14 protein-coding genes are annotated in these 20,425 nt (G+C 72.6%); 8 read left to right on the plus strand and 6 right to left on the minus strand.

The features are described 5' to 3' along the window. Positions 1-31 precede the first annotated feature (31 nt). Positions 32-1,225: a PP2C family protein-serine/threonine phosphatase gene (locus ACFWI4_RS23550; protein ID WP_387199437.1), complete on the minus strand. Its 1,194-nt coding sequence runs from the start codon at positions 1,223-1,225 to the stop codon at positions 32-34. A 29-nt stretch (positions 1,226-1,254) separates the two neighbouring features. Continuing rightward, on the minus strand, positions 1,255-1,893 hold the full coding sequence (locus tag ACFWI4_RS23555; RefSeq protein ID WP_385397383.1) for an NAD(P)-dependent oxidoreductase: 639 nt from the start codon (positions 1,891-1,893) through the stop codon (positions 1,255-1,257). Between the two features lie 180 nt (positions 1,894-2,073). On the opposite strand from ACFWI4_RS23555, the gene ACFWI4_RS23560 reads away from it, so the two are divergent. After that, on the plus strand, positions 2,074-2,508 hold the full coding sequence (locus ACFWI4_RS23560) for a hypothetical protein (protein WP_387199440.1): 435 nt from the start codon (positions 2,074-2,076) through the stop codon (positions 2,506-2,508). 51 nt (positions 2,509-2,559) lie between these two features. On the opposite strand, the gene ACFWI4_RS23565 is transcribed toward ACFWI4_RS23560, so the two are convergent. Next, entirely contained in the window at positions 2,560-3,111 is a 552-nt protein-coding gene (locus ACFWI4_RS23565; protein ID WP_387199443.1) for an SH3 domain-containing protein, read from the minus strand. Positions 3,112-3,298: 187 nt separating this feature from the next. Here ACFWI4_RS23565 and ACFWI4_RS23570 point away from each other — a divergent pair, with 187 nt between their 5' ends. The 6 genes from ACFWI4_RS23570 (at position 3,299) to ACFWI4_RS23595 (ending at position 13,821) form a co-directional block, all read left to right on the plus strand. After that, positions 3,299-4,198: a hypothetical protein gene (locus tag ACFWI4_RS23570; protein WP_387199446.1), complete on the plus strand. Its 900-nt coding sequence runs from the start codon at positions 3,299-3,301 to the stop codon at positions 4,196-4,198. A gap of 50 nt (positions 4,199-4,248) precedes the next feature. Next, the gene (locus ACFWI4_RS23575) at positions 4,249-6,183 is read left to right on the plus strand and encodes an FUSC family protein (RefSeq protein ID WP_387199449.1); all 1,935 of its coding nucleotides are present in this window, start codon (positions 4,249-4,251) and stop codon (positions 6,181-6,183) included. 243 nt (positions 6,184-6,426) lie between these two features. Beyond that, positions 6,427-8,070, plus strand: coding sequence for a VWA domain-containing protein (locus ACFWI4_RS23580; protein WP_387199452.1), 1,644 nt, complete (start codon positions 6,427-6,429; stop codon positions 8,068-8,070). A 163-nt stretch (positions 8,071-8,233) separates the two neighbouring features. Continuing rightward, positions 8,234-9,958, plus strand: a complete 1,725-nt coding sequence (gene metG, locus ACFWI4_RS23585) for a methionine--tRNA ligase (protein WP_387199456.1) — start codon at positions 8,234-8,236, stop codon at positions 9,956-9,958. Between the two features lie 109 nt (positions 9,959-10,067). Beyond that, positions 10,068-13,157 carry an FG-GAP repeat domain-containing protein gene (locus ACFWI4_RS23590; protein WP_387199459.1) on the plus strand — a complete coding sequence of 1,030 codons (3,090 nt, stop codon included), beginning with the start codon at positions 10,068-10,070 and terminating at the stop codon, positions 13,155-13,157. Positions 13,158-13,344: 187 nt separating this feature from the next. Further along, on the plus strand, positions 13,345-13,821 hold the full coding sequence (locus tag ACFWI4_RS23595) for a hypothetical protein (protein ID WP_387199509.1): 477 nt from the start codon (positions 13,345-13,347) through the stop codon (positions 13,819-13,821). A 1-nt stretch (position 13,822) separates the two neighbouring features. Here ACFWI4_RS23595 and ACFWI4_RS23600 read toward each other — a convergent pair whose 3' ends face one another. Together ACFWI4_RS23600 and aspS are read right to left on the minus strand one after the other, a co-directional pair. Continuing rightward, positions 13,823-14,794 (minus strand): intradiol ring-cleavage dioxygenase, encoded by a 972-nt coding sequence (locus tag ACFWI4_RS23600; protein WP_387199462.1) that lies wholly within the window; start codon positions 14,792-14,794, stop codon positions 13,823-13,825. A 139-nt stretch (positions 14,795-14,933) separates the two neighbouring features. After that, a complete protein-coding gene (aspS, locus tag ACFWI4_RS23605; RefSeq protein WP_387199465.1) occupies positions 14,934-16,697 on the minus strand; it encodes an aspartate--tRNA ligase in 1,764 nt (587 codons plus the stop codon). A 154-nt stretch (positions 16,698-16,851) separates the two neighbouring features. Between aspS and ACFWI4_RS23610 the strand changes: the two genes are divergently transcribed. Next, the gene (locus tag ACFWI4_RS23610) at positions 16,852-19,323 is read left to right on the plus strand and encodes a SpoIIE family protein phosphatase (RefSeq protein ID WP_387199468.1); all 2,472 of its coding nucleotides are present in this window, start codon (positions 16,852-16,854) and stop codon (positions 19,321-19,323) included. Here ACFWI4_RS23610 and ACFWI4_RS23615 read toward each other — a convergent pair. Then, a complete protein-coding gene (locus tag ACFWI4_RS23615) occupies positions 19,281-20,339 on the minus strand; it encodes an AI-2E family transporter (protein ID WP_387199471.1) in 1,059 nt (352 codons plus the stop codon). The two genes, ACFWI4_RS23610 and ACFWI4_RS23615, sit on opposite strands and share 43 nt — an antisense overlap. Between the last annotated feature and the right edge of the window lie 86 nt (positions 20,340-20,425).

Genomic DNA, 20,425 nt, shown 5'->3' on the forward strand with positions numbered 1-20,425 from the left:
GGGACCCGGGGGCCGGCCTCCGGCACCCCGGCTACGTCCGCCGGACGCCGGCCACCGGACGCCGTACGGCGAAGATCGTGGTGTCGTCGGCGAGTTTGCCGCCGCAGTGGTCCAGTGTGCCGTCGCGCACGAGGCGCACGAGCCGGTACGGGTCGGCGGCGCGCGGGTCCCGCGCCAGCGCCCTCGTGACGGCGTCGCGCAGCGGGTAGAAGGCGCCGGACGCGTCGCGGGCCTCGGTCACCCCGTCCGTGACCAGGAGCAGCGTCTCGCCCGGAGCCAGCGCGACGCGCAGCACCGGTGGCGGGGTGGACACCAGCTCCACCATGCCGAGCGGGAGTCCGTGCCCCGGATCCAGGCTGCGCACTCCGTCGGGGGCGATGACGAGGGGAGGTTCGTGGCCGAAGTTGACGACCTCGACCGTCGTCGGCGTGTCCTCGGGGAACGCGACGAGGACGCCGGTCGCGAACCGGTCGCCGTCGTCGCGGCCGAGCGCCACCCGGTAGCGGTTGTGCCGCAGCATCCTGACCTCGAGCCGGGCGGCGACGGTGCCGAGCTCCGGCTCGTGGTACCCGGCCTCGCGGAACGTGCCGAGCAGCGCGGCCGCCGCCTCGACCGCCGCGAGTCCCTTGCCCTGGACGTCACCGAGCAGCAGCCGGGTGCCGTGCCGGCCGGGCTGGATGTCGTAGAAGTCGCCGCCGACCCTGGCCTCGCTGTCGGCGGCGAGGTACACGGCCGCGTGGTCGAGGCCGCCCCAGCCCGGGGGCATCGGGCGCAGCACGGTACGCCGGGTCGTCTCGGCGATGTCCCGCATGTGCAGCATGCGCCGCTCGGCGCGCAGCCGGACGGAGCAGGCGAGGGCCGCGAGGGCGCTGCCGACCACGACGAGGACGAAGTCGGGCAGGCCGTTCTGGTACTGGTGCGGCCACTTCGTGTCCACGGAGCCGTAGGTGAGCAGCGCCAGCGCGGCGAAGGCGACCGTACCCAGCACTCCGCAGATCGCCGCGGCGATGACCGGTACGAGCACGAGCCAGGAGATGATCCGGAACCGGCCCGAGGTGTTGACGTCGAGCAGCACGATGCCGACGAGCAGCAGCAGCGGGGGCAGCCAGGCGACGCTGTGCCCGCGCACCTTCAGCGGCTGCGACCGCTGGAGGGCCTCCGGCAGCCCGGCGCGCGGCCGGAGGGCTCGCCGAAGACGTTCGCGTACGGACCTCGGGTCGGCCACCTCGCCGTACCGCCCTCCGTTTCCCGCTCTCAGTAGGCGACGGACATCCGGCCGTGCGGGTGGACGGGCATCTCCAGCTGGTCGACGAAGGCCATCGCGTAGTCCTCGGCGCTGATCCGGCTCTGGCCGCCCGCGTCGGTGAGCATGCGGTCGCCGCCGATCCGGAACTCGCCGGTGCGTTCGCCCGGGCCGATCTCGGCCGCGGGGGAGATGTACGTCCAGTCGAGGTCGTCGACCTCGCTGCGCAGATAGGCGAGGGCGTCGCGGTGGGCGAGCGCCTCGGGGAGATAGGCCGCGGGGAAGTCCGGCTGGTCGCACGCGGCCTCGCCGGGCGCGACCTCCAGGGTGCCCGCGCCGCCGACGATCACGAGCCGGTTCACCCCGGCCTCGCGGACGCCCTCCACCAGGGCGTGGTTGAGGGCGAGGAAGGGTTCGCTGGGGTCCGAGCCGTCGCGGGGCGGGACGCACGCCGACCCCACCGCGTCCGCGCCGGCCACCAGCTCGGCGACCTTCGCCGGGTCGGAGGCGTCCGCCGCGGTCGCGGCGACCCCGGGGACCGGGGACTGCCCGGAGCGGCTGACCGCGACGACCTGGTGTCCGCGCGCCGACGCCTCCGTGGCGATACGGCTGCCGACCATGCCGGTGGCACCGAAGAGTACGAGCTTCATGCACCTCAGCGAAGCACGCGACCATGATCACCGCATCCCGGCGCGGCGCCCGGAGGAGGCCCGTACGGGGTGCCGCGCGGGCCCGTGGAGGGGGTGCCGCGGGGGTTCCCGTCCCGAGTTGCCAGGGGCTGCGGCGAGGTGTGACCTGGAAGGCGGGGGCGAGCAGAAAGGAGTCCTTCCATGGCTCACGCCGCACCCGTGTCAGGGACACCACGTACATCAGGATCGACCGACGTCTTCGGGGAACAGACCCATACGCTCGCGAAATGGGGCGTCCCCGTCGCCGGCGGACTCGTCTACGGCTACTGGGCCGCCGCCATCAACCGGGACGCCGGCGCCATCACGGGCTGGAACGTGCTGTTCGGCTTCGTGTGCGCGATCGCGTTCGCGGTGGCCTACATGGCCGCCCGTACGGTGGCCCCGCTGATGCGCCGCGAGATGCACGCCCTGGTGTGGGCCGTGTTCGCGGGCTGCGCGTTCGGCTTCCTGTACAGCCAGACCGACGCGACCATTCTGCGGTCCGTGTTCATGTCGCTGCCGGTGGCGGTCGGCGTGTACGCGGTGGCCTTCTACCGCTACTACACGCACGAGGACGCGGAGGGAAAGACGACCTGACCACGATGCATGAGGCCCCGGCGGACGCCGGGGCCTCATGCGTTCCCTCACTCACCTGCCACCTGGGACCCAGTCCCAGGAGTTCGAGGAGGAGCCGGACACGGTCCAGCTCCAGGCGCTGGTGACGGTGAAGGTCCAGGAGCCGGAGGCGCTCACGCTCCAGCCGGGGTCGTTGCGCGGGCTGCGGCCGTTGTCCCAGTGCGCGTTGTGCCACGTCCCGTCCTTCTGGTCGGGGCACGGGTCCGAGCAACTCGGCACCGAGCGGCCGCCGGTGTCGACGAAGGCGGAACTGGCCCAGGCGTGGGCGCCGACGAGCCAGTACCAGACGGCGGTGCCGAGCACGCTCTGCCCGTTCACCGCGCACTGGACGCGGTCCTGGCTGCCCGGTGAGAGCGCGCCGACGACGGGCGAGTCCGTGCTGGGCTGGAGCCGCAGGTTCATCTCCCCGCGGGAGATGACGGTGCCCCAGACGGGGCTGCCGGAGCCGTCGCCGGTGTGCGCCGACTCGGTCGCGGCCAGGGCGGGTCCGGCGGCCAGGGCGGTCAGTACACCGCCGCTGAGCAGGGCCCCGGCGAAAGTCCGCAGGGCTGGGGTGGTGCGCATATCGGCCTCCTTCTCCCCAGATCAAGGAAACACCCGAACGAGTGAGGCCTCCACCCGAACGGCCGGAACCCTTGGGGCCGCTGGGCCGTACGGGACCGGCGCGGCGATTCCCCGTACGGCTTGTCCCATGCACCCGTTTGCAGGCGGCCGGGTCGCGCAAGGGGCCCGGGAGCCCTTGCCTGAAGAGGTGTCCCCTCGTGTCCGGAGCGCCCTGTCGGCCGTGCTGATCGCGCTCGCCTGCGTCCTCGCGCCGCTCGGCGCGCTGTCGGCGTGGGCGACGTACGGCCTCGGCGACTCCGAACGGTACGAGGCCACGATGGCGCCGCTCGCCGCCGACGACGACGTCCGCGACGCCATCGCGGCCGGCGTCACCGACGACATCCTGCGCGAGGTCCACGTCCGGCCGAGGCTCCAGGGGCCGGTGAACCACTTCGTACGGGACGCCGTGCGCTCGTTCACCGAGACCGAGGCCTACCGGACGGCGTGGGAGGCCGCCAACCTGGCCGCGCACGACGCCGTGATGCGGGCGCTGCGCGAGGACCGCGAGGGTGCGGTGACCGTCGATCTCGCGCCCCTCACCGAGCGGGTCAAACGCCGGCTCGCCGACGACCACATGCCGCTGGCCGACCGGATCCCGGTCGAGCACGCCGAGATCACCGTGCTCGAGGCGGAGGACCTGGCCCGGCTCCGGAAGGGGTTCCACGTGCTCGAAGTCGCCGGATTCTGGCTCCCGTCGGCGTCGGTCGTCTTCGCGGCGACCGGCATCGTCATCGCCGTGCGCCGCCGCCGGGCGGTCCTCGCGACGGGCCTCGGCACCGCCCTGGGCGCCGTGCTGCTGGGCGTCGCGATCACCGTCGGCCGCAGGCTCACCCTCGCCGACCTGCCGCCCGACGTGTCCCGGACGGCCGCGGGCGCGGTGTACGACGCCCTCACCGAGACCCTGCGGTTCGTCAGCTGGCTGCTCTTGGCCCTGGGGCTGGCGGTGGCCCTGACCTCCCTGCTGGCCGGCGCGTACGCCCGCAGGCGCCGGCCCGTCGAGGCACCCCGGCCGACGCCCGCGGAACCCCCGACCCACGTGGGCGCCTGACCCCTTGGGCGAACCTCGGGACGCCCCAGGCGAACCGTCATACTTGGGACATGTCCCGCGAGTTCCCCATCGGCCTCACCCCTCCCGACTGGCTGGTCAGGAACCTCCGGCCGGAGCGGGTCCCCGTCAACCGGGCCGCCGCCGCCCGAGCCGGCGTCGCCCTGTCGCTCCCCCTCGCCGTCGGTCTCGCCTGCGGACAGCCCGCTTACGGCGCCCTCGCCTCCATGGGCGCCCTGTCCGGGGTCATCGGCGACACCGCCGACGCGTACCGCATGCGGATCTTCAACATCGCCGTCCCGCAGCTCTTCGGCGCGGTCGGCGTCACGATCGGCGCCGCGGTCTACGGGCACGGCTGGACCGCCGTCGCCACGGTGACCCTGGTCGCCCTCGTCTCCGGGATGATCTCGTCGATCGGCGCCGTCGCCTCCGTCACCGGACTGCTGCTGCTCCTCAACTGCGTGATCGGCGCCGGACTTCCGCTCCCCGGCGCCTGGTGGCTCGCCCCGCTGCTGATGGCCGGCGGCGGACTGCTCGTCCTCGCGCTGACCCTCCTCGCCTGGCCGCTGCGCTCGGGGGTGCCGGAACGCTCCTCCGTCGCGGGCACCTACCGCACGGTCGCGGCCCTCCTCGCCGCCGGCGGCACCGACGACTACGAGCGTCTGCGCCTCGCCGTCACCCGGTCCCTCAACGAGTCCTACGACCTCGTCCTCGCCCGGCGCGCCTTCCACCACGGACGCAGCCCCGACCTCGTCCGGCTGCTCGCCCAGCTGAACGCCCTCACCCCCGTCGTCGAGGCCGCCCCCGCCGCCCACCAGCGGGGCACGCCCCTGCCCGCCGCGATCCCCGCCGCCGTGCACCTGCTCGCCGACACCGTCGAGACCGGCGGCACCGACCCCCTCGAACTGCGGCTGCCCGAACCGGCCGACGAGACCGCGCGCGCCGTCGACCACGCCCTGCGGCACGCCGCCCGGGTCGTGACCGACCGGTCCCCCGACCCGCGCGTCCTCGACGACCGGCTCGGCCGGCCCGCCGGGCTGCGCGTCCGCGCCCTGCGCGCCGCCCGCAACGCGCTGCTGTCGGCGGCCTCCTGGCGCTACGGCACCCGGCTCGCCCTGTGCATCGGCCTCGGCCAGGTGCTCGTCTCGACCGTCGAGGTGCCGCGCTCGTACTGGGTCGCCCTGACCATCACCTTCGTCATGAAGCCCGACTACGGTTCCGTCTTCTCCCGGGCCCTGCTGCGCGCGCTCGGCACGGTCGCGGGACTCGTGATCGCGGCGGCCGTGTTCACGGTGGTGCCGCGCGGCTGGTGGGACGTGCCCGCGCTGATGGTGCTCGGCGCGCTCATCCCGGCCCTGACCCCGCGCGGCTACGGCTACCAGACCGCCGCCATCACCCCGGTGATCCTGCTGCTGTCCGACAACCTCAACCACCAGGGCACCGGGCTCATCGTCCCGCGGCTCGTCGACTCCCTGATCGGCTGCGCCATCGCGCTGGTGGCCGGGTACCTCCTCTGGCCGGAGAGCTGGCACGCCCGGGTCGGCGACCGGCTCGCACGGGCGGTGTCCGACACCGCCGGCTATGTCGAGCTGGCCTTCGGGGACGCCGCCGATCCCCCGGCCCGCGCCCGGAGCAGGCGCCGGCTGTACCGCGACCTGTCCTCCATCCGTACGGAGTTCCAGCGCGCGCTGACCGAGCCGCCGCCGAACGGGCGCCGGGCCGCGGCCTGGATGCCGCTCGTCGTGGCCGTCGAACGGATCGTGGACGCGACGACCGCCGCCCGGGTCAGGGTCAGGCAGGGCGCGGACGAGCCGTCCGCCGCCGAGATCGCCACCATCGCGCGCCAGCTGCGGGAGCTGTCCGAGGGGCTGCGCGAGACGGACGTGCTGTTCGCGGTCCGCACCGAGCTCACCGGGCCCGAGGGCAGCGTGCTCGAACCGGTGCGGCAGGAGGTCGCGGCGGCGAGGGCGATCGCGTCTCCGCATTGACAGGGAGGGTTTCGCCACCGACTATTCGGCCATCGTCCCGACTCCACGCGCGGAACGGACGGAATTCGAAATTCCGACAAATCACCATGGTAGGAAAGTGAACCCGTGGGCGCTGTAGGGGGGTTGACGCGACGGTTGTCCGGAGCGCCGCCCCTGCCGAAGATCACCATCTATGGCCGCTAACCTTACGTGTCCGTCCTGGCCAGGGATTGACGGGATCAACTCACGCGAAGGGTTGCGCACATGGGCATTCTCACTCTCCTGCGGAATGCGTTCGGCCGCTCACGCAAGGGTCGTGACGCTGACGCGGAGACCTCGCGAGAGGCCACGTCGACCGCGACGGTCCCGGCTCCCGCCGAGGAGCCGACGCTTTCCCCCGAGGCCGGGCAGGCCTCCACCACCATTCCGGCCCCCGCGTCCGAGCCCGAGCCCTCCGTGGCCGACGAGCTGGTGTCGGCGGCCTTCGACAACGTGACGGTCCCCAAGCAGACGACTCCGTCGGACCCCACCAGCGAAACCCCGCCCCAGCCCACCACCCCGACCCCCGAGCCGGAGCTGGCCGCCGAGGCCGAGCCGGCCGCCGAGGCCGAGCCGGTCGCCGAGGCCGTGGCCGAGGTTGAGCCGGTCACCGAGCCTGAGGCCGCCGCCGAGGCCGAGCCGGTCACCGAGCCGGAGCCGGAAGCCGAGGCCGCGGCCGACGCAGACCCGGTCGCCGAGCCGGAGCCGGAAGCGGCCGCTGAGCCGGAGGCCGAGCCCGCCGCCGAGGCCGAGCCAGAAGCGGCCGCCGAGCCGGAAGCCGAGCCGGAGGCCGAGGCCGCCGCCGAGCCGGTTGCCGAAGCCGAGGTCCAGGTCAAGGCGCCCGCCGAAGCCCCGGCCGAGGTCGAGCCGGAGGCCGAGCCGGTCGCCGAGGTCGAGGCCGAGGTTCAGTCCGTGGCCGAGCCCGAGTCCGTCGCCGAGGCGGAAACCGAACCGGAGCCCGAGGCCGCCCCCGAGGCGGAGCCGGTCGCCGAGGCCGCCCCCGTCACGGAACCCGAGGCCGAGCCCGAGGCTGTCGTGGAGGCCGCTCCGGCGGACGTGCCCGCAGGCGCCGACGGCGACGAGGCCCCGCAGGCGACCCCCGTCGATGAAGAAGCCGGCACGGGCGGTGCGGGTGGGAACGACCCCGCCGAAGGCGAAGCCGAGGCGGCAACCGAACCCGAGCCGGAGGCCGAAGCCGAGGCGGCGGCCCCCGAGGCCCGGGCGAGCCGGGTCAAGGCCGAGGCCCCGGCCCTGCTGACGGCGTACCAGGAAGCCGGTTCCGCGCTGGAGAAGCGGAACCTCACCGGCACCCACGCCAAGGTCTACCTGGTCCTGGACCGCTCGTCGTCCATGCGCGCCTACTACAAGGACGGCTCCGCCCAGGCCCTCGGCGAGCAGGCCCTCGCCCTCGCCGCCCACCTGGACCCGGAGGCGACCGTCCACGTCGTCTTCTTCTCCACGGAGCTGGACGGCACCGGCACGCTCACCCTCCCCGAGCACGAGAACAAGATCGACGACCTGCACGCCGGCCTCGGCCGCATGGGCCGTACGAGCTACCACGCGGCCGTCGAGGAGGTCGTCTCCCACCACCAGCGGTCGGCCGCCGGCACCCCCGCCCTGGTGATCTTCCAGACGGACGGCGCCCCGGACGCCAAGACCCCCGCCACCCAGTCCCTCACGGACGCGGCGAAGGACCACCCGGGCGTCTTCTTCTCGTTCGTCGCCTTCGGCGAGCACGACAACAAGGCCTTCGACTACCTGCGCAAGCTGAAGACCGGGAACACGGCCTTCTTCCACGCGGGCCCGGCCCCGCGCGAGCTGACGGACGTCGAGGTGTACGACGGCGTGCTGGAGAACTGGCGCCCGTAACCCCTCGTAGGCAGCACCCGGGCCGCCCCCTTCCCACGCCTTAGAACGGGAAGCGGGCGGCCCACCCGTTTCGGCTACGATTTCAAGGTTCACCGGCGACGAGACGCCCACCGGAAATCCGACGCGATCGTCGCCCCACGCAGCGACCTGGGAGCAGCCCGCGATGGCTCGACACCTCATCACCAGCGCCCTTCCGTACATCAACGGGATCAAGCACCTGGGCAACATGGTGGGGTCCATGCTCCCGGCGGACGTGTACTCCCGGTACCTCCGCCAGCGCGGCCACGACGTCCTGTACATCTGCGCGACGGACGAGCACGGCACCCCCGCCGAGCTGGCGGCCAAGGAGCGCGGCCTGCCGGTCGACGAGTTCTGCGCGCAGGCGCACGACGCGCAGAAGGCCGTGTACGACGGCTTCGAGCTGGCCTTCGACTACTTCGGCCGCAGCTCCAGCGCGGAGAACCGCGACATCACCCAGCACTTCGCGCGCCGCCTGAACGAGAACGGCTTCATCGAGGAGCGCGCGATCCGTCAGGTGTACTCGCCCGCCGACGGCCGCTTCCTCCCGGACCGCTACGTCGAGGGCACGTGCCCGCACTGCGGCTACGACAAGGCCCGCGGCGACCAGTGCGAGAACTGCACGCGCGTCCTCGACCCCACGGACCTGATCGACCCGCGTTCGGCGATCTCCGGCTCGACGGACCTGGAGGTCCGCGAGACGAAGCACCTGTTCCTGCTCCAGTCCAAGCTCCAGCACGAGGTCGAGGAGTGGGTGGCCCGGCACGAGTCCGAGTGGCCGCAGCTCGCCTCCTCCATCGCCCGCAAGTGGCTGACCGAGGGCCTGCACGACCGCGCGATCACCCGTGACCTCGACTGGGGCGTCCCCGTCCCGGCCGACACCTGGCCCGAGCTGGCGGCCGAGGGCAAGGTCTTCTACGTCTGGTTCGACGCTCCGATCGAGTACATCGGGGCGACCAAGGAGTGGTCCGACCAGGACACCGAGAACCGCGACTGGAAGTCCTGGTGGTACGACGCGGACTCCGGCGAGAACCCGGTCCGCTACACGCAGTTCATGGCCAAGGACAACGTCCCCTTCCACACCGTGATGTTCCCGGCCACCGAGCTGGGCGTGCGCGAGCCGTGGAAGAAGGTCGACTACGTCAAGGCCTTCAACTGGCTGACGTACTACGGCGGGAAGTTCTCCACGTCCCAGAAGCGCGGTGTCTTCACGGACCAGGCGCTGGCCATCCTGCCCGCCGACTACTGGCGCTACTTCCTCATCGCCAACGCCCCCGAGTCGGACGACTCCTCGTTCACCTGGGAGCACTTCACCACCACGGTGAACAAGGACCTGGCCGACACCCTCGGCAACTTCGTCAACCGCGTCCTGTCCTTCTCCAAGAAGCGCTTCGGCGAGGAGGTCCCCGCGGGTGCGGAGGCCGGCGAGGCCGAGGCGAGGCTGGGCGTCGAGATCGCGGGCCTGCTCGCGGAGTACGAGTCCCAGATGGAGGCCCTCCAGTTCCGCAAGGCGGCCGCCGCGCTGCGCGCCCTGTGGTCCGCGGGCAACTCCTACCTGGAGGAGAAGGCCCCCTGGCTGGAGATCAAGACCAGCCCCGAGGGCGCGGCCCTGACGCTCCGCACGGCGATGAACCTGATCCACCTCTACTCGGTGGTCTCGGAGCCCTTCATCCCGGCGTCCGCCCGCGCGATGCGCTCGGCCTTCGCCCTCGCGGACGACACGGCGGCCTGGGTGACCGCGGAGGAGGCCGGCGCGCTGGCCTTCCTCCCGGCCGGAACCCCCTTCACCGTTCCCCCGGTCCTCTTCGCCAAGATCACGGACGAGGACCTGGAGTCGTACAAGGAGCGCTTCGGCGGCGAGCAGGGCTGACCCGACCCCCGTGCGCACCGGCCCACCCACCCGTCAAGGGAAGGGAAAGGGCTGGTAAAGTCCGCTCACTTGGCGAGGGCGCGTGCCCTCGCGGGGAGGGATGACGCACGTGGGCAGACACGCCCCGAGACGGCGCGGCCTTGCCGCGGCCGTCTCCTCCTTCGCGGTCGCCGTGGCGGCCGCGACCCTTGCCGTTCTGCCGCAGAACGGCGCCTCGGCGGACCCGGCCCCACCGGCCGGGTCCACCTCCGAGATCACCCTGACCGATCCCGCCGGCACGCAGCCGCGCGCCGACCGCCCGCTGGTGGCCGGCGCGAGCGGCTTCCTGCACCGGCAGAGCGGGATCACCGGGCTGCTGTGGACGGACTACGCCGACGGCACCAGCACCGTCCTCAGGACCGCCGACGGCGTGTACGCGCCCACGGGTGTCTGCGCGAACCTCGGCTCGTCGACCTGCCCGACCGCCTGGTACGGCAGCGACGCCGACCTGGTCGCGCTGCCGTCGGCCGGCTCCGTCGCCCTGTGGGACCCGGCGACCCGGACGACCTCGTCGTTCACCTCCACGGAGGCGTACCGGGGGCTCGCCGGACGGACGGTCCTCACCGAGTACGCCGTGCACGACCTCGTCGACGGCACCTGGCGCTCCCGCGCCCTCACGCCCGACCGGATGCGGATCACCTCGGGTGCCGTCACGGCCGCCGACGCGCACGGCGTGCTGTTCAAGGTCGACGGTTACCTGTACTACCTCGACCTGGCGACGGCCACCGCCACCAAGGCCTTCTCCGGCATGAGCGCCCGGCCGTACACCGTCCTCGGTGACGACCGGATCGGCTGGTACGACCCGGCGAGCGGCGACCTGCACGTCAAACCCCGCACCGACCCCGCCGCCGACGAACAGGTCATCGACCTGCCCGGGCCCGGTGCCCAGCTCGACGGCGCACCCGTGCTCTCCGGCGACCGGCTGCTGCTCCCGCTGCACACCGGTACCGGCACCAGCGCGCTGCGGGCGGACTCGCTCCTGGACGGCTCCTCGCTCACCCTGGCGGCCAAGGCGGGGGCGTACGTCGTCGGCGCGTCCGGCGGCACCGCCCTCGTCACCGGCGGCACCGACGCGAGCGACTGGTGGGTACGGCGGTTCGCCGTGGCCGCGGACGGCACGCCCGGCCTGGAGCGGCTGGCCCAGGTCCCGGCGACGGAGAACGCCAAGACCGGTCTCGCGCTCAGCCGGGGCTCCCTGCGCGTGGCCGAGGACGACCCGAGCAGCACCATGGACACCACCTCGCGGCGCACGCTCGCCGTGGCCGGCGGGCAGCTCACCGCCTCCGCGCCGGAGGCCGGGGACAGGGTGCTCACCCGCTGCCCGTACCCGGGCACGGCCTGCTCGATGCTCTGGGGCAACCTCGGCGACGACCCGCGGGACGCCTTCCTCGGCACCACCGGCACCGGGCTGACCGGCAAGGACCGGCTGGTCGCCATGCTGGACGGCTCCTCGGACTGGACCCTGGAGTTCGGCACGACGGGCGGCCACATCGTCGACGTCTCGGACAACTACGCGGTCTACGACTCCGGGGGCACCGCCCCGGAGCAGTACGTCGGCGAGTTCGGCCAGGGTCAGAAGCTGAAGCGCTCCGTGCGCGCCGCCGCCCTCAACGGCTCCACCCTGTGGAGCGCCTCCACCACGGGCAGGCTCACCTCGTACAGCCTGACCGGGAACAGGACCCTCGCGACGGTGACGGTCCCGGGCATGGCCTGCGTGCCGGGCGAGCTCCAGGCGGCGGGCCGCTGGGTGTACTGGACCTGCGGCGACGGCTCGGCCGGCGTGTACGACACCAAGGCGGCCACCTCGCGTGCGGTGACCGGCGGCGACGTGCTGCTCGGCGACGGCTTCACCGTCCGCCACGACCGCGCGGCGGGCACCCTGGTGCTGACGGACGCGGCGACCGGCACCGACCGCGTCCTCGCGACCGACCTCGCCGACACCGGCCTCGCCGTGGACCGCCGCTTCAAGTGGACCGTGGACGAGTACACGGGCCTGGTGGCCTGGACCGATCTGTACGAGCGGACGCACATCGCCAGGACCGGCGTCACGCCGTCGGCCGTGACGCTCTTCGGGAGCGAGACTCCGTCCTACGTCGGCGGGGGCATGCCCTTCCAGGGCTCCTGGCTGCTCTCCCGCCCCGTCACCTCCTGGTCGGTCACCTTCGCCTCCGTCCAGAGCGGCGCGAAGGGCAAGGCCACCCGCACGGTCACCGGGGGCGCTTCCACCGTCTCGGTGGGGACGGACTGGTACGGCACGACGGCCGACAACGCCCGCTTCCCCAACGGGTGGTTCACCTGGGTGCTCAAGGCCACCGGCACCGGCACCTCCTCGGCGGTCACCGTGGCGAGCGGGGAGGGCTTCCTCCAGGGCGGCTCGCCCGTACGGCACGACTTCTCCAGCCCGGACGGGCCCGACGGCCGCGGCGATCTCCTCACCCTGAACTCGTCCGGCGGCCTGACCTTCCAGTCGGGCACCGGCACCGGGAAGTTCGGCGAGAAGATCAGCGGCTCCGGCTGGGCCACCGGCATCAAGGCCGTGCCGTTCGGGGACCTGAGCGGCGACCGCTGCAACGACGTCCTCGTCCGGCTGAGCAGCGGGGCCCTGCGTCTCTACAAGCCGCGCTGCGGGGCGGCCCTCACCCCGAAGACGTCGTACACCACGCTCGCGAGCAGCGGCTGGACCCCGTACGACGTCCTGACCTCGCCCGGCGACGTGAGCGGCGACGGCCGGCCCGACCTGATCGCGCGCGTCGCGTCCACCGGGACCGTCTACCTCTTCAAGGGGACGAGCACGGGCACGCTGTCGGCCCGCGTGAAGCTCTACGACGCCTGGAAGGGCTACAAGAAGATCGTCGGGGCCGGTGACCTCAACGGCGACGGCATCGGCGACCTGCTCGTCCAGGACACGTCCAACACCCTCTACCGCTACGACGGCAAGGGGAACGGAACCTTCGCCGCCCGGGTGAAGGTGTTCGGCGACTGGGGCGGCGCCTACAACGCCGTCGTCGGCGTCGGTGACATCACCGACGACGGCAGAGCCGACCTGGTCTCCCGGGACACCGCAGGCAACCTGTACCGCAACAACGGCGACGGCCGCGGTTCGTTCGGCTCCCGCACGAAGATCGCCGGCGGCTGGGGCGGATACCGGTCGCTCTCCTGAGGCCTCCCGGCCGGAAAAGGGGGCACGGACGACCCGTCCGTGCCCCCTTTCCGTCGCCCGGGACCGGGTGAGAGGGGGGTGAAGACCCGGCAAAGAGCCGGGAAAGCGGCTCTCTGCCCGATGCCGCCGATCCGTAATGGACCCCGGCTCCACGAACCCCCCGGTCACCCGTATGGTTTCCGCCATGGTGGCAGTCCCCGAGGTCATTCCGATCGCCTACGAACCGAAGCACCGCACCGAGACCATCGGCCGGTACGCGGACGGTCAGTTCCTGGCGTCGATCACGTACGCCTTCCCCGACGGGTTCCGTCCCGACGACGGCTGGGAAGAGCACAAACGTCTGTACACAGTGCTCCACACCTTCGACGCCGAGGGCCGTTACCAGGACTCGGAGATCTGGTGCGCCGGCACCTGGGCCGACCAGCAGCGAACCCCGGCCGGCGAGTTCTCGGTGCTCTCCCGCGCCCGCGTCCACCTCGCGAAGCTGCTCCGCAGTCTGCCCCGGCGCTCGTACACCGACATCGCCATACGGCCGTTCCAGATCACCGTCGACGGCGTCCGGTTCGGTCTGCTGACGGGCGTGGACGAGGGCGAGGGCTGGGCCGAGCTGTACCCGGACGGACTCGGTTTCTCCGAACCGTGGGACGGCACGTACGACACCTGATTCAGAACGACGTGGCCGACGGGCTCGGACCGGCGGAGGCGCTGCCGTCGGTCTCGTCCGGGACGACGCCCAGCGTCAGCCGGGCGTGGACGCCCCGGGCGATGTGCCGCTTGTCGTACGCCAGGTACAAGAGCCCTCCCTCGTGCCCGTTGCCGGGGTAGATCGTGTCCTCGTCCAGCGTCGTCCGGGTGACCGTGCTCGTGGAGTAGGGCGCGACCTCCGCCGATGCCAGGACCGCCTTCTCGGAGAAGAAGAGCTGGCCCGTGTGGCAGGTGTGGCCGCCCTCGTAGCCCGCTTCGGTCCAGGTGCCGTCCACGTGCACCTTCACATGGATGTGGACACAGCGGCCCTGGTACCAGCCGGGGAAGACCGTTCTGAAGGTGACGCGGCCGTGCCGGTCGGTTCTCCAGGTGCCGCGCAGATACCGCTTGTCGTCGGTGGGCTCGGCGTGCCCGCCGCCACCGCCGGGAGGGGGACCGGACGGGGGTTCACCGGTGGGGGTGCCGGTCGGTGTGCCGGTCGGTGTGCCGGTCGGTGTGCCGGTCGGGACGTCGGTGGGGCCGCCCGACGGGCCGCCGCCCCCGCCACCGCCGCTGCCCATCGCCTCGTAGCCGGAGTACACACCGAGCGCCGAGCAGTGCCAGATGTCGACCGCCGCGTTCCTGACCGGTTCGCAGGTCTCGGCGTCGATCACCCTGAGTCCGAGGCTCAGGGGGATGCCCGCCTGGTCCTCGGTGATGTTCCGGCGGATCTTGTCCGCGTCGATGTAGTAGGGGCCCTCAACAGCTTCCGAGGTCAGCGGGTAACAGGTCTCCGCACCGGGCGCGGCCGTCGCCTCGTCCCGCGTGCCCGCGAACGCGTTCGCCGCGGCCGCGCCGCCCGCGCCCACGGCCGCCACGGCCATCCCTCCCGCGACGACGACCCTGCGCCGGGTCATGTTCCCTTCGTACGTCGGTTCCTGGTTGTCAGTCATGCGCGGGACCGTAGGGAGCCGACCTGTCAGTCACATGGGTGCGGGCTGTGTTTTCACCCGCCGCACGAGAATGGCCCGGAACCATCGCTGGTTCCGGGCCACTTCCGTGTAATCCGTCCGCCTGGGTCCTGCGGCCCGCCTACTTCGGCTGGGGCTTGCGGACCGAGAGGTGCAGCTCGCGCAGCCGGCTCTCGTCCAGCTCCGTGGGCGCGCCCATCATCAGGTCCTGCGCGTTGCCGTTGAGCGGGAACGCGATCGTCTCGCGGATGTTCGGCTCGTCCGCGAGCAGCATGACGATGCGGTCGACGCCCGGGGCGATCCCGCCGTGCGGCGGGGCGCCGAAGCGGAAGGCGCGCAGCATGCCCGCGAACTGCTCCTCGACCGTCTCACGGTCGTAGCCCGCGATCTCGAACGCCTTGAGCATGATCTCGGGCTCGTGGTTGCGGATCGCGCCGGAGGACAGCTCGACACCGTTGCAGACGATGTCGTACTGCCAGCCGAGGATGTCCAGCGGGTCCTGGGTCTCCAGGGCCTCCAGACCGCCCTGCGGCATCGAGAACGGGTTGTGCGAGAAGTCGATCTTCCCGGTGTCCTCGTCCTTCTCGTACATCGGGAAGTCGACGATCCAGCAGAAGCGGAAGACGTTCTCCTCGAAGTTGCCCGAGCGCTTGGCGGCCTCGACCCGCACCGCGCCCATGATCTTCGAGACCTCGTCGAACTCGCCCGCGCCGAAGAACACCGCGTGACCGGCGGCCAGGGAGAGGCGCTTGGTCAGCTCGGCGACGTTGTCCTCGGTGAGGAACTTGGCGATCGGGCCGGTCAGCGCACCGTCCTCGCCCACGCGCACCCAGGCCAGGCCCTTCGCACCGTGCTCGACCGCGTAGTCGCCGAGGCCGTCGAAGAACTTCCGCGTCTGGCCGGACACGTCCGGCACCGGCAGCGCGCGCACGTGCTTGCCCGCGAAGGCCTTGAACTCCGAGCCCTCGAAGATGTCGGTGATGTCGACGAGCTCCAGCTGGGCCCGCAGGTCCGGCTTGTCGGAGCCGTACTTCAGCATCGACTCGCGGAACGGGATGCGCGGGAACGGCGAGGTGACGTGACGGTCACCGCCGAACTCCTCGAACAGCTCCGTCATGAGCTTCTCGATCGGCTGGAAGACGTCCTCCTGCTCGACGAAGGACATCTCCACGTCGAGCTGGTAGAACTCGCCCGGCGAACGGTCCGCGCGGGCGTCCTCGTCGCGGAAGCAGGGCGCGATCTGGAAGTAGCGGTCGAAGCCGGAGATCATCAGCAGCTGCTTGAACTGCTGCGGAGCCTGCGGCAGCGCGTAGAACTTGCCGGGGTTCAGCCGGGAGGGGACCACGAAGTCGCGCGCGCCCTCGGGGGAGGTGGCGCTGAGGATCGGGGTGGCCATCTCGTTGAAGCCCAGCGCCGTCATCTTGTGGCGGATCGCGGAGATCACGGCCGTACGCAGCAGGATGTTGCGGTGCATGCGCTCACGGCGCAGGTCGAGGAAGCGGTACTCCAGGCGGCGCTCCTCGTTGACACCGTCCTCGGCGTTGATCGTGAAGGGCAGCGGCTGGGCGGCGCCGAGCAGCTCGACCTCGCTCACCTCGACCTCGACCTCACCGGTGGGCAGGTCCGCGTTCACGTTCTCCGTGCCGCGCGAGACGACCTTGCCGTCGACGCGGACGGTCGACTCCTTCGTGACCTTGTCCAGGGTCTCGTAGGCGGGGGTGCCGGGGCGGGCGACGAGCTGCGTGATGCCGTAGTGGTCGCGCAGATCGATGAAGAGGATGCCGCCCAGGTCTCGGCGATTGTGCAGCCAGCCGCTCAGCCGGACGTCGCTGCCGACGTCAGAGGCGCGGAGCTCGCCGCAGGTGTGGGACCTGTACCGATGCATCGAGGTTCATCCAGTCTTCGCGGATAGGGGGCCTGTTTCACGTGAAACACCCCCAGGGTACCGGGCAGCCCAGGCCACCTCCCCCTCATTAGGCGCTCCGCGCGGTGGCGGGCATCGGTGGCAGTCACCGATCACCTGTTCCTACAGTGGGCGCATGCGCACTGGTGAGCCCCTGCCCGCCGTGGGGGACGTCCTGTCCACTGTCGCCACCGGCGTGTGGCGCTGGGACAACGCCTCGGGACAGGTCACCTTCGACGCGGAGGCCGCACGGCTGATCGGCATGCCCGCGGAGCTGACGACCCTCACCGAGGCGGGCGCGCGCTCCCGTGTCCACCCCGTCGACTGGAACGAGATGGACGGGGTGGTGCAGCTCGCGGTCGCCGAGGGCACGCTCGCCGAGGCCCGGATGCGGATCATGGACGAGCACGGCCGGGTGCTGCGCACGGTCCGCAGCCGCTCCAAGCCGCTCGTCGACCCCGAGACCGGGGAGTACGAGCTGATCGGCACCCTTCAGGAGGTCACCGAGCAGCCCCCGGACGCCGCCGCGCGCACCCCTGTCACCGGGGACTGGCGCCGCTCGCGGGAGGCGTTCCTGCTGGACGCGGGACGGGCGCTGGCCGAGGCGCGGTCCACGGCCGAGGTGCTGCGGGTCGCGGCGGGACTGTCGATGCCCGGCTTCTCGCCCGACGGGCTGGCCGTCTTCGGCGCGGAGGGCGACCGGCTGACGATCATCGGCCACCACGGACACCAGCCGGGCGACGAGGACCCCTTCTCGCACATGTCGCTGGCCACGGACTATCCGGCTGCGGAGGTCGTGCGCACGGGCCGGGCGGTCTATCTCTCCTCCCCCGACGACTACAGGAACCGCTATCCGGCGTCCTGGCCGCTCGCCCGGCACTTCGGACGGCAGTCCTGGGCCTTCCTGCCGCTCACGGTCGCCGGCAGCACCATGGGCACCTGGATGGCGGCCTTCACCTATCCCGTCACCTTCACGCCCGACGAGCGCTCGGTCCTCACCACCGTGGCCCGCATGCTCGCCCAGGCCCTCTCCCGCGCCGGGGCCGCCGAGACAGCGCGGGAGCTGACGGACGGCCTCCAGCGCTCGATGATGCCGACGCTCGGCCCGCGGATGCCGGGCATGAGCGTCGCCGCGCGCTACGTCCCGACCGGCGGCGGCCTCCAGGTCGGCGGCGACTGGTACGACGTGATCCCGCTGCCGGCCGGACGGTACGCCCTGGTCCTCGGTGACGTGCAGGGCCACGACGTCCGGGCGGCGGGTCTGATGGGCCAGCTCAGGATCGCCCTGCGCGCCTACGCCGCCGAGGGCCACCGCCCCGACGCGGTGCTGTCACGGGCGGGGCGTTTCCTCTACGGGGTCACCGAGTCGGTGACGTACGGGTCGAGCGGCGGCGCCGACGCGAACGAGGAGCCTGCGGACCCCGCCGACGTGCGCTTCGCGACCTGTCTGTACGTCGAGGTCGACCCGGAGACGGGGACGCTGGACATCGCCCGGGCGGGCCATCCCGACCCCGCGATCCGGATGATGGACGGGACCGTGCTGATGCGGCCCACGGCGGGCGGGCTGCCGCTCGGCATCGACCCGGACGCCGACTACCCCACGACCCGGCTCGTCCTGGAGCCCGGCGAGACCATGCTGATCTGCACCGACGGGCTCATCGAGACCGGCGGGCACGACCTCGACACCGGCTGGCGCCGTATCCGCCGGATCCTCGAATCCCACGACGGCGACATGGAGACGCTCGCCGACGCCCTCGTCCAGGCCGTACACGGACCCTCCTCGCATCACACGACCGGCCCCCTGGCCGACCGGCGCGAGGACGACATAGCGGTGCTGCTGCTGTCCCGGCTGCCCCTGGAGAGCGCGGGCGGCGCCACCGCCCCGGCCGTGGGGCCGCCCGTCCGCCGCACGATGCTGACCGTGGCGCAGGACGAGTCGGAGCGGATCGGGGACGCCCGTCAGCAGCTGCGGGAGCTCCTGCACGACTGGGCCTCGGCCGACCAGATCGACTCCGCGGTCCTGCTCGTCTCCGAGATGATCACCAACGTCCTCGTTCACACCGACGCCAACGCGCTGCTCGTCGCCGAGGTGGCGGGCGAGCCGGGCGAGCGGCGGATGCGGGTCGAGGTCACCGACGCCAGCGACGACCTGCCGCACCGGCGCCACCCGGGGGAGCTGGCGTCGTCCGGGCGCGGACTCCTGCTCGTCGAGATGCTCGCGGACGCCTGGGGGGTGGACCCGCGGGGCCAGGGCAAGAGCATCTGGTTCGAGTTCTCCGAGTCGCCGGACAAGGAGGCGGACGAGACCACGGACGACTCCGCGCTGCTAGACGCGTGGGAGGCGTACACGGGGACACCGAACCCGGACCCGGACGAACCGAGGACGGGCCCCGGCGGAGCCGGCCTGGACTCCGGCGGACCCGGCCCGGACCCCGGCGGACCCGGCCTGGACTCCGGGCGACCCGGTCCGGACTCCGGGCGACCCGCCCCGGACCCCGGCGGACCCGCCCCGGACCCCGGCGGACCCGCCCCGGACCCCGGCGGACCCGCCCCGGACCCCGGGGGCTACGCCTCCGGGGACGGCTCCGGCGGCCCCTCCGGGGCGTAGCGCACCCGCAGCTCGTGCACGATGCCGAAGGCCGCCGCCGTCAGCGGGACGGCGAGCAGCATGCCGAGGACGCCCGCCACGGAGGCTCCCGCCGTGATGGCGAGCAGCACCACCGCCGGGTGCATCTGCACCTGCCGGCTCTGGATCATCGGCTGGAGGCCGTACCCCTCCAGCATCTGGATGGCGAGCACGAGCCCGAGCGTCCACAGGGCGATGACGAAACCCCGGTCCGCGAGGGCGACCAGGACGGCCACCGTGCCGGAGATGAACGCGCCGAGATACGGGATGTACGCCCCCACGAAGACCAGCGCGCCGAGCCCGACCGCGCCCGGGACGCGCAGGACCAGCAGTCCGACGGTGATGCAGACGGCGTCGATGAGCGCGATGATCGTCGTCCCGCGCATGAACCCCTCGACGGCCCCGTAGGCGCGCCGGGCCATGGCCTCGACGACGTCGGCGGTGCCCCGGGGCGCGAGCGAGCGCAGTGATCCCGCCACCCGGTGGGAGTCGCGCAGGAAGAAGAACACGAGCAGCAGGGCGAGGAAGCCCATGGCGAGGGTCTCGGCCACGACGCTGACACCGCTGACGACGTTGGACGCGGCCGTGCCGCCGAACTTGGCCAGCAGGTCCTTGGAGTTGGCGGCGAGGTCGTCGAGGGAGGTGCCCGCCGCGCCGAAGTGCTCGGCGACGGAACGCGAGGCCTGCCGCAGCGAGGACACGATCTGGGCGCCGGTGTGGATGAGCGCGGCGACGACGACGTAGACGGCACCGCCGACCACGACGGCCACCGCGACGCAGGTCAGGGCGGCGGCCAGCGAGCGGTTGAGCCGTGCCCTGACCATCCGCCGGTACAGCGGCCCGAGCAGCGCCGTCCCGAGCAGGGCGAGCAGCACCGGCACCACCGCCGTACGGAACTCCGCGCACAGCTGGATCCCCACCCATCCGACCCCGGCGGCGAGGAGGATCACGACACACCAGGCCGCCAGCCGCCGGGCACCCTCGGGGAGTAGCTGCACCCTGCCAGCTGACCATGCGTCAGCCCGGGCTGCTCCCGGGGAAGCCCGAACGGGGGAAGCCCCGTCCGCTCGGCGGACGGGGCTTC

The sequence above is a fragment of the Streptomyces sp. NPDC127038 genome (assembly GCF_042725875.1).
GTDB lineage: Bacteria > Actinomycetota > Actinomycetes > Streptomycetales > Streptomycetaceae > Streptomyces.

What these genes read in the sequence shown, in the direction of transcription:
- ACFWI4_RS23560 (WP_387199440.1), top strand. Translation starts at nt 2,074, where the DNA reads ATGGCTCACGCCGCACCCGTGTCAGGGACACCACGTACATCAGGATCG.
- ACFWI4_RS23610 (WP_387199468.1), top strand. Translation starts at nt 16,852, where the DNA reads ATGCGCACTGGTGAGCCCCTGCCCGCCGTGGGGGACGTCCTGTCCACT.
- ACFWI4_RS23555 (WP_385397383.1), bottom strand. Translation starts at nt 1,893, where the DNA reads ATGAAGCTCGTACTCTTCGGTGCCACCGGCATGGTCGGCAGCCGTATC.
- ACFWI4_RS23565 (WP_387199443.1), bottom strand. Translation starts at nt 3,111, where the DNA reads ATGCGCACCACCCCAGCCCTGCGGACTTTCGCCGGGGCCCTGCTCAGC.
- ACFWI4_RS23580 (WP_387199452.1), top strand. Translation starts at nt 6,427, where the DNA reads ATGGGCATTCTCACTCTCCTGCGGAATGCGTTCGGCCGCTCACGCAAG.
- ACFWI4_RS23600 (WP_387199462.1), bottom strand. Translation starts at nt 14,794, where the DNA reads ATGACTGACAACCAGGAACCGACGTACGAAGGGAACATGACCCGGCGC.
- ACFWI4_RS23575 (WP_387199449.1), top strand. Translation starts at nt 4,249, where the DNA reads ATGTCCCGCGAGTTCCCCATCGGCCTCACCCCTCCCGACTGGCTGGTC.
- metG (WP_387199456.1), top strand. Translation starts at nt 8,234, where the DNA reads ATGGCTCGACACCTCATCACCAGCGCCCTTCCGTACATCAACGGGATC.
- aspS (WP_387199465.1), bottom strand. Translation starts at nt 16,697, where the DNA reads ATGCATCGGTACAGGTCCCACACCTGCGGCGAGCTCCGCGCCTCTGAC.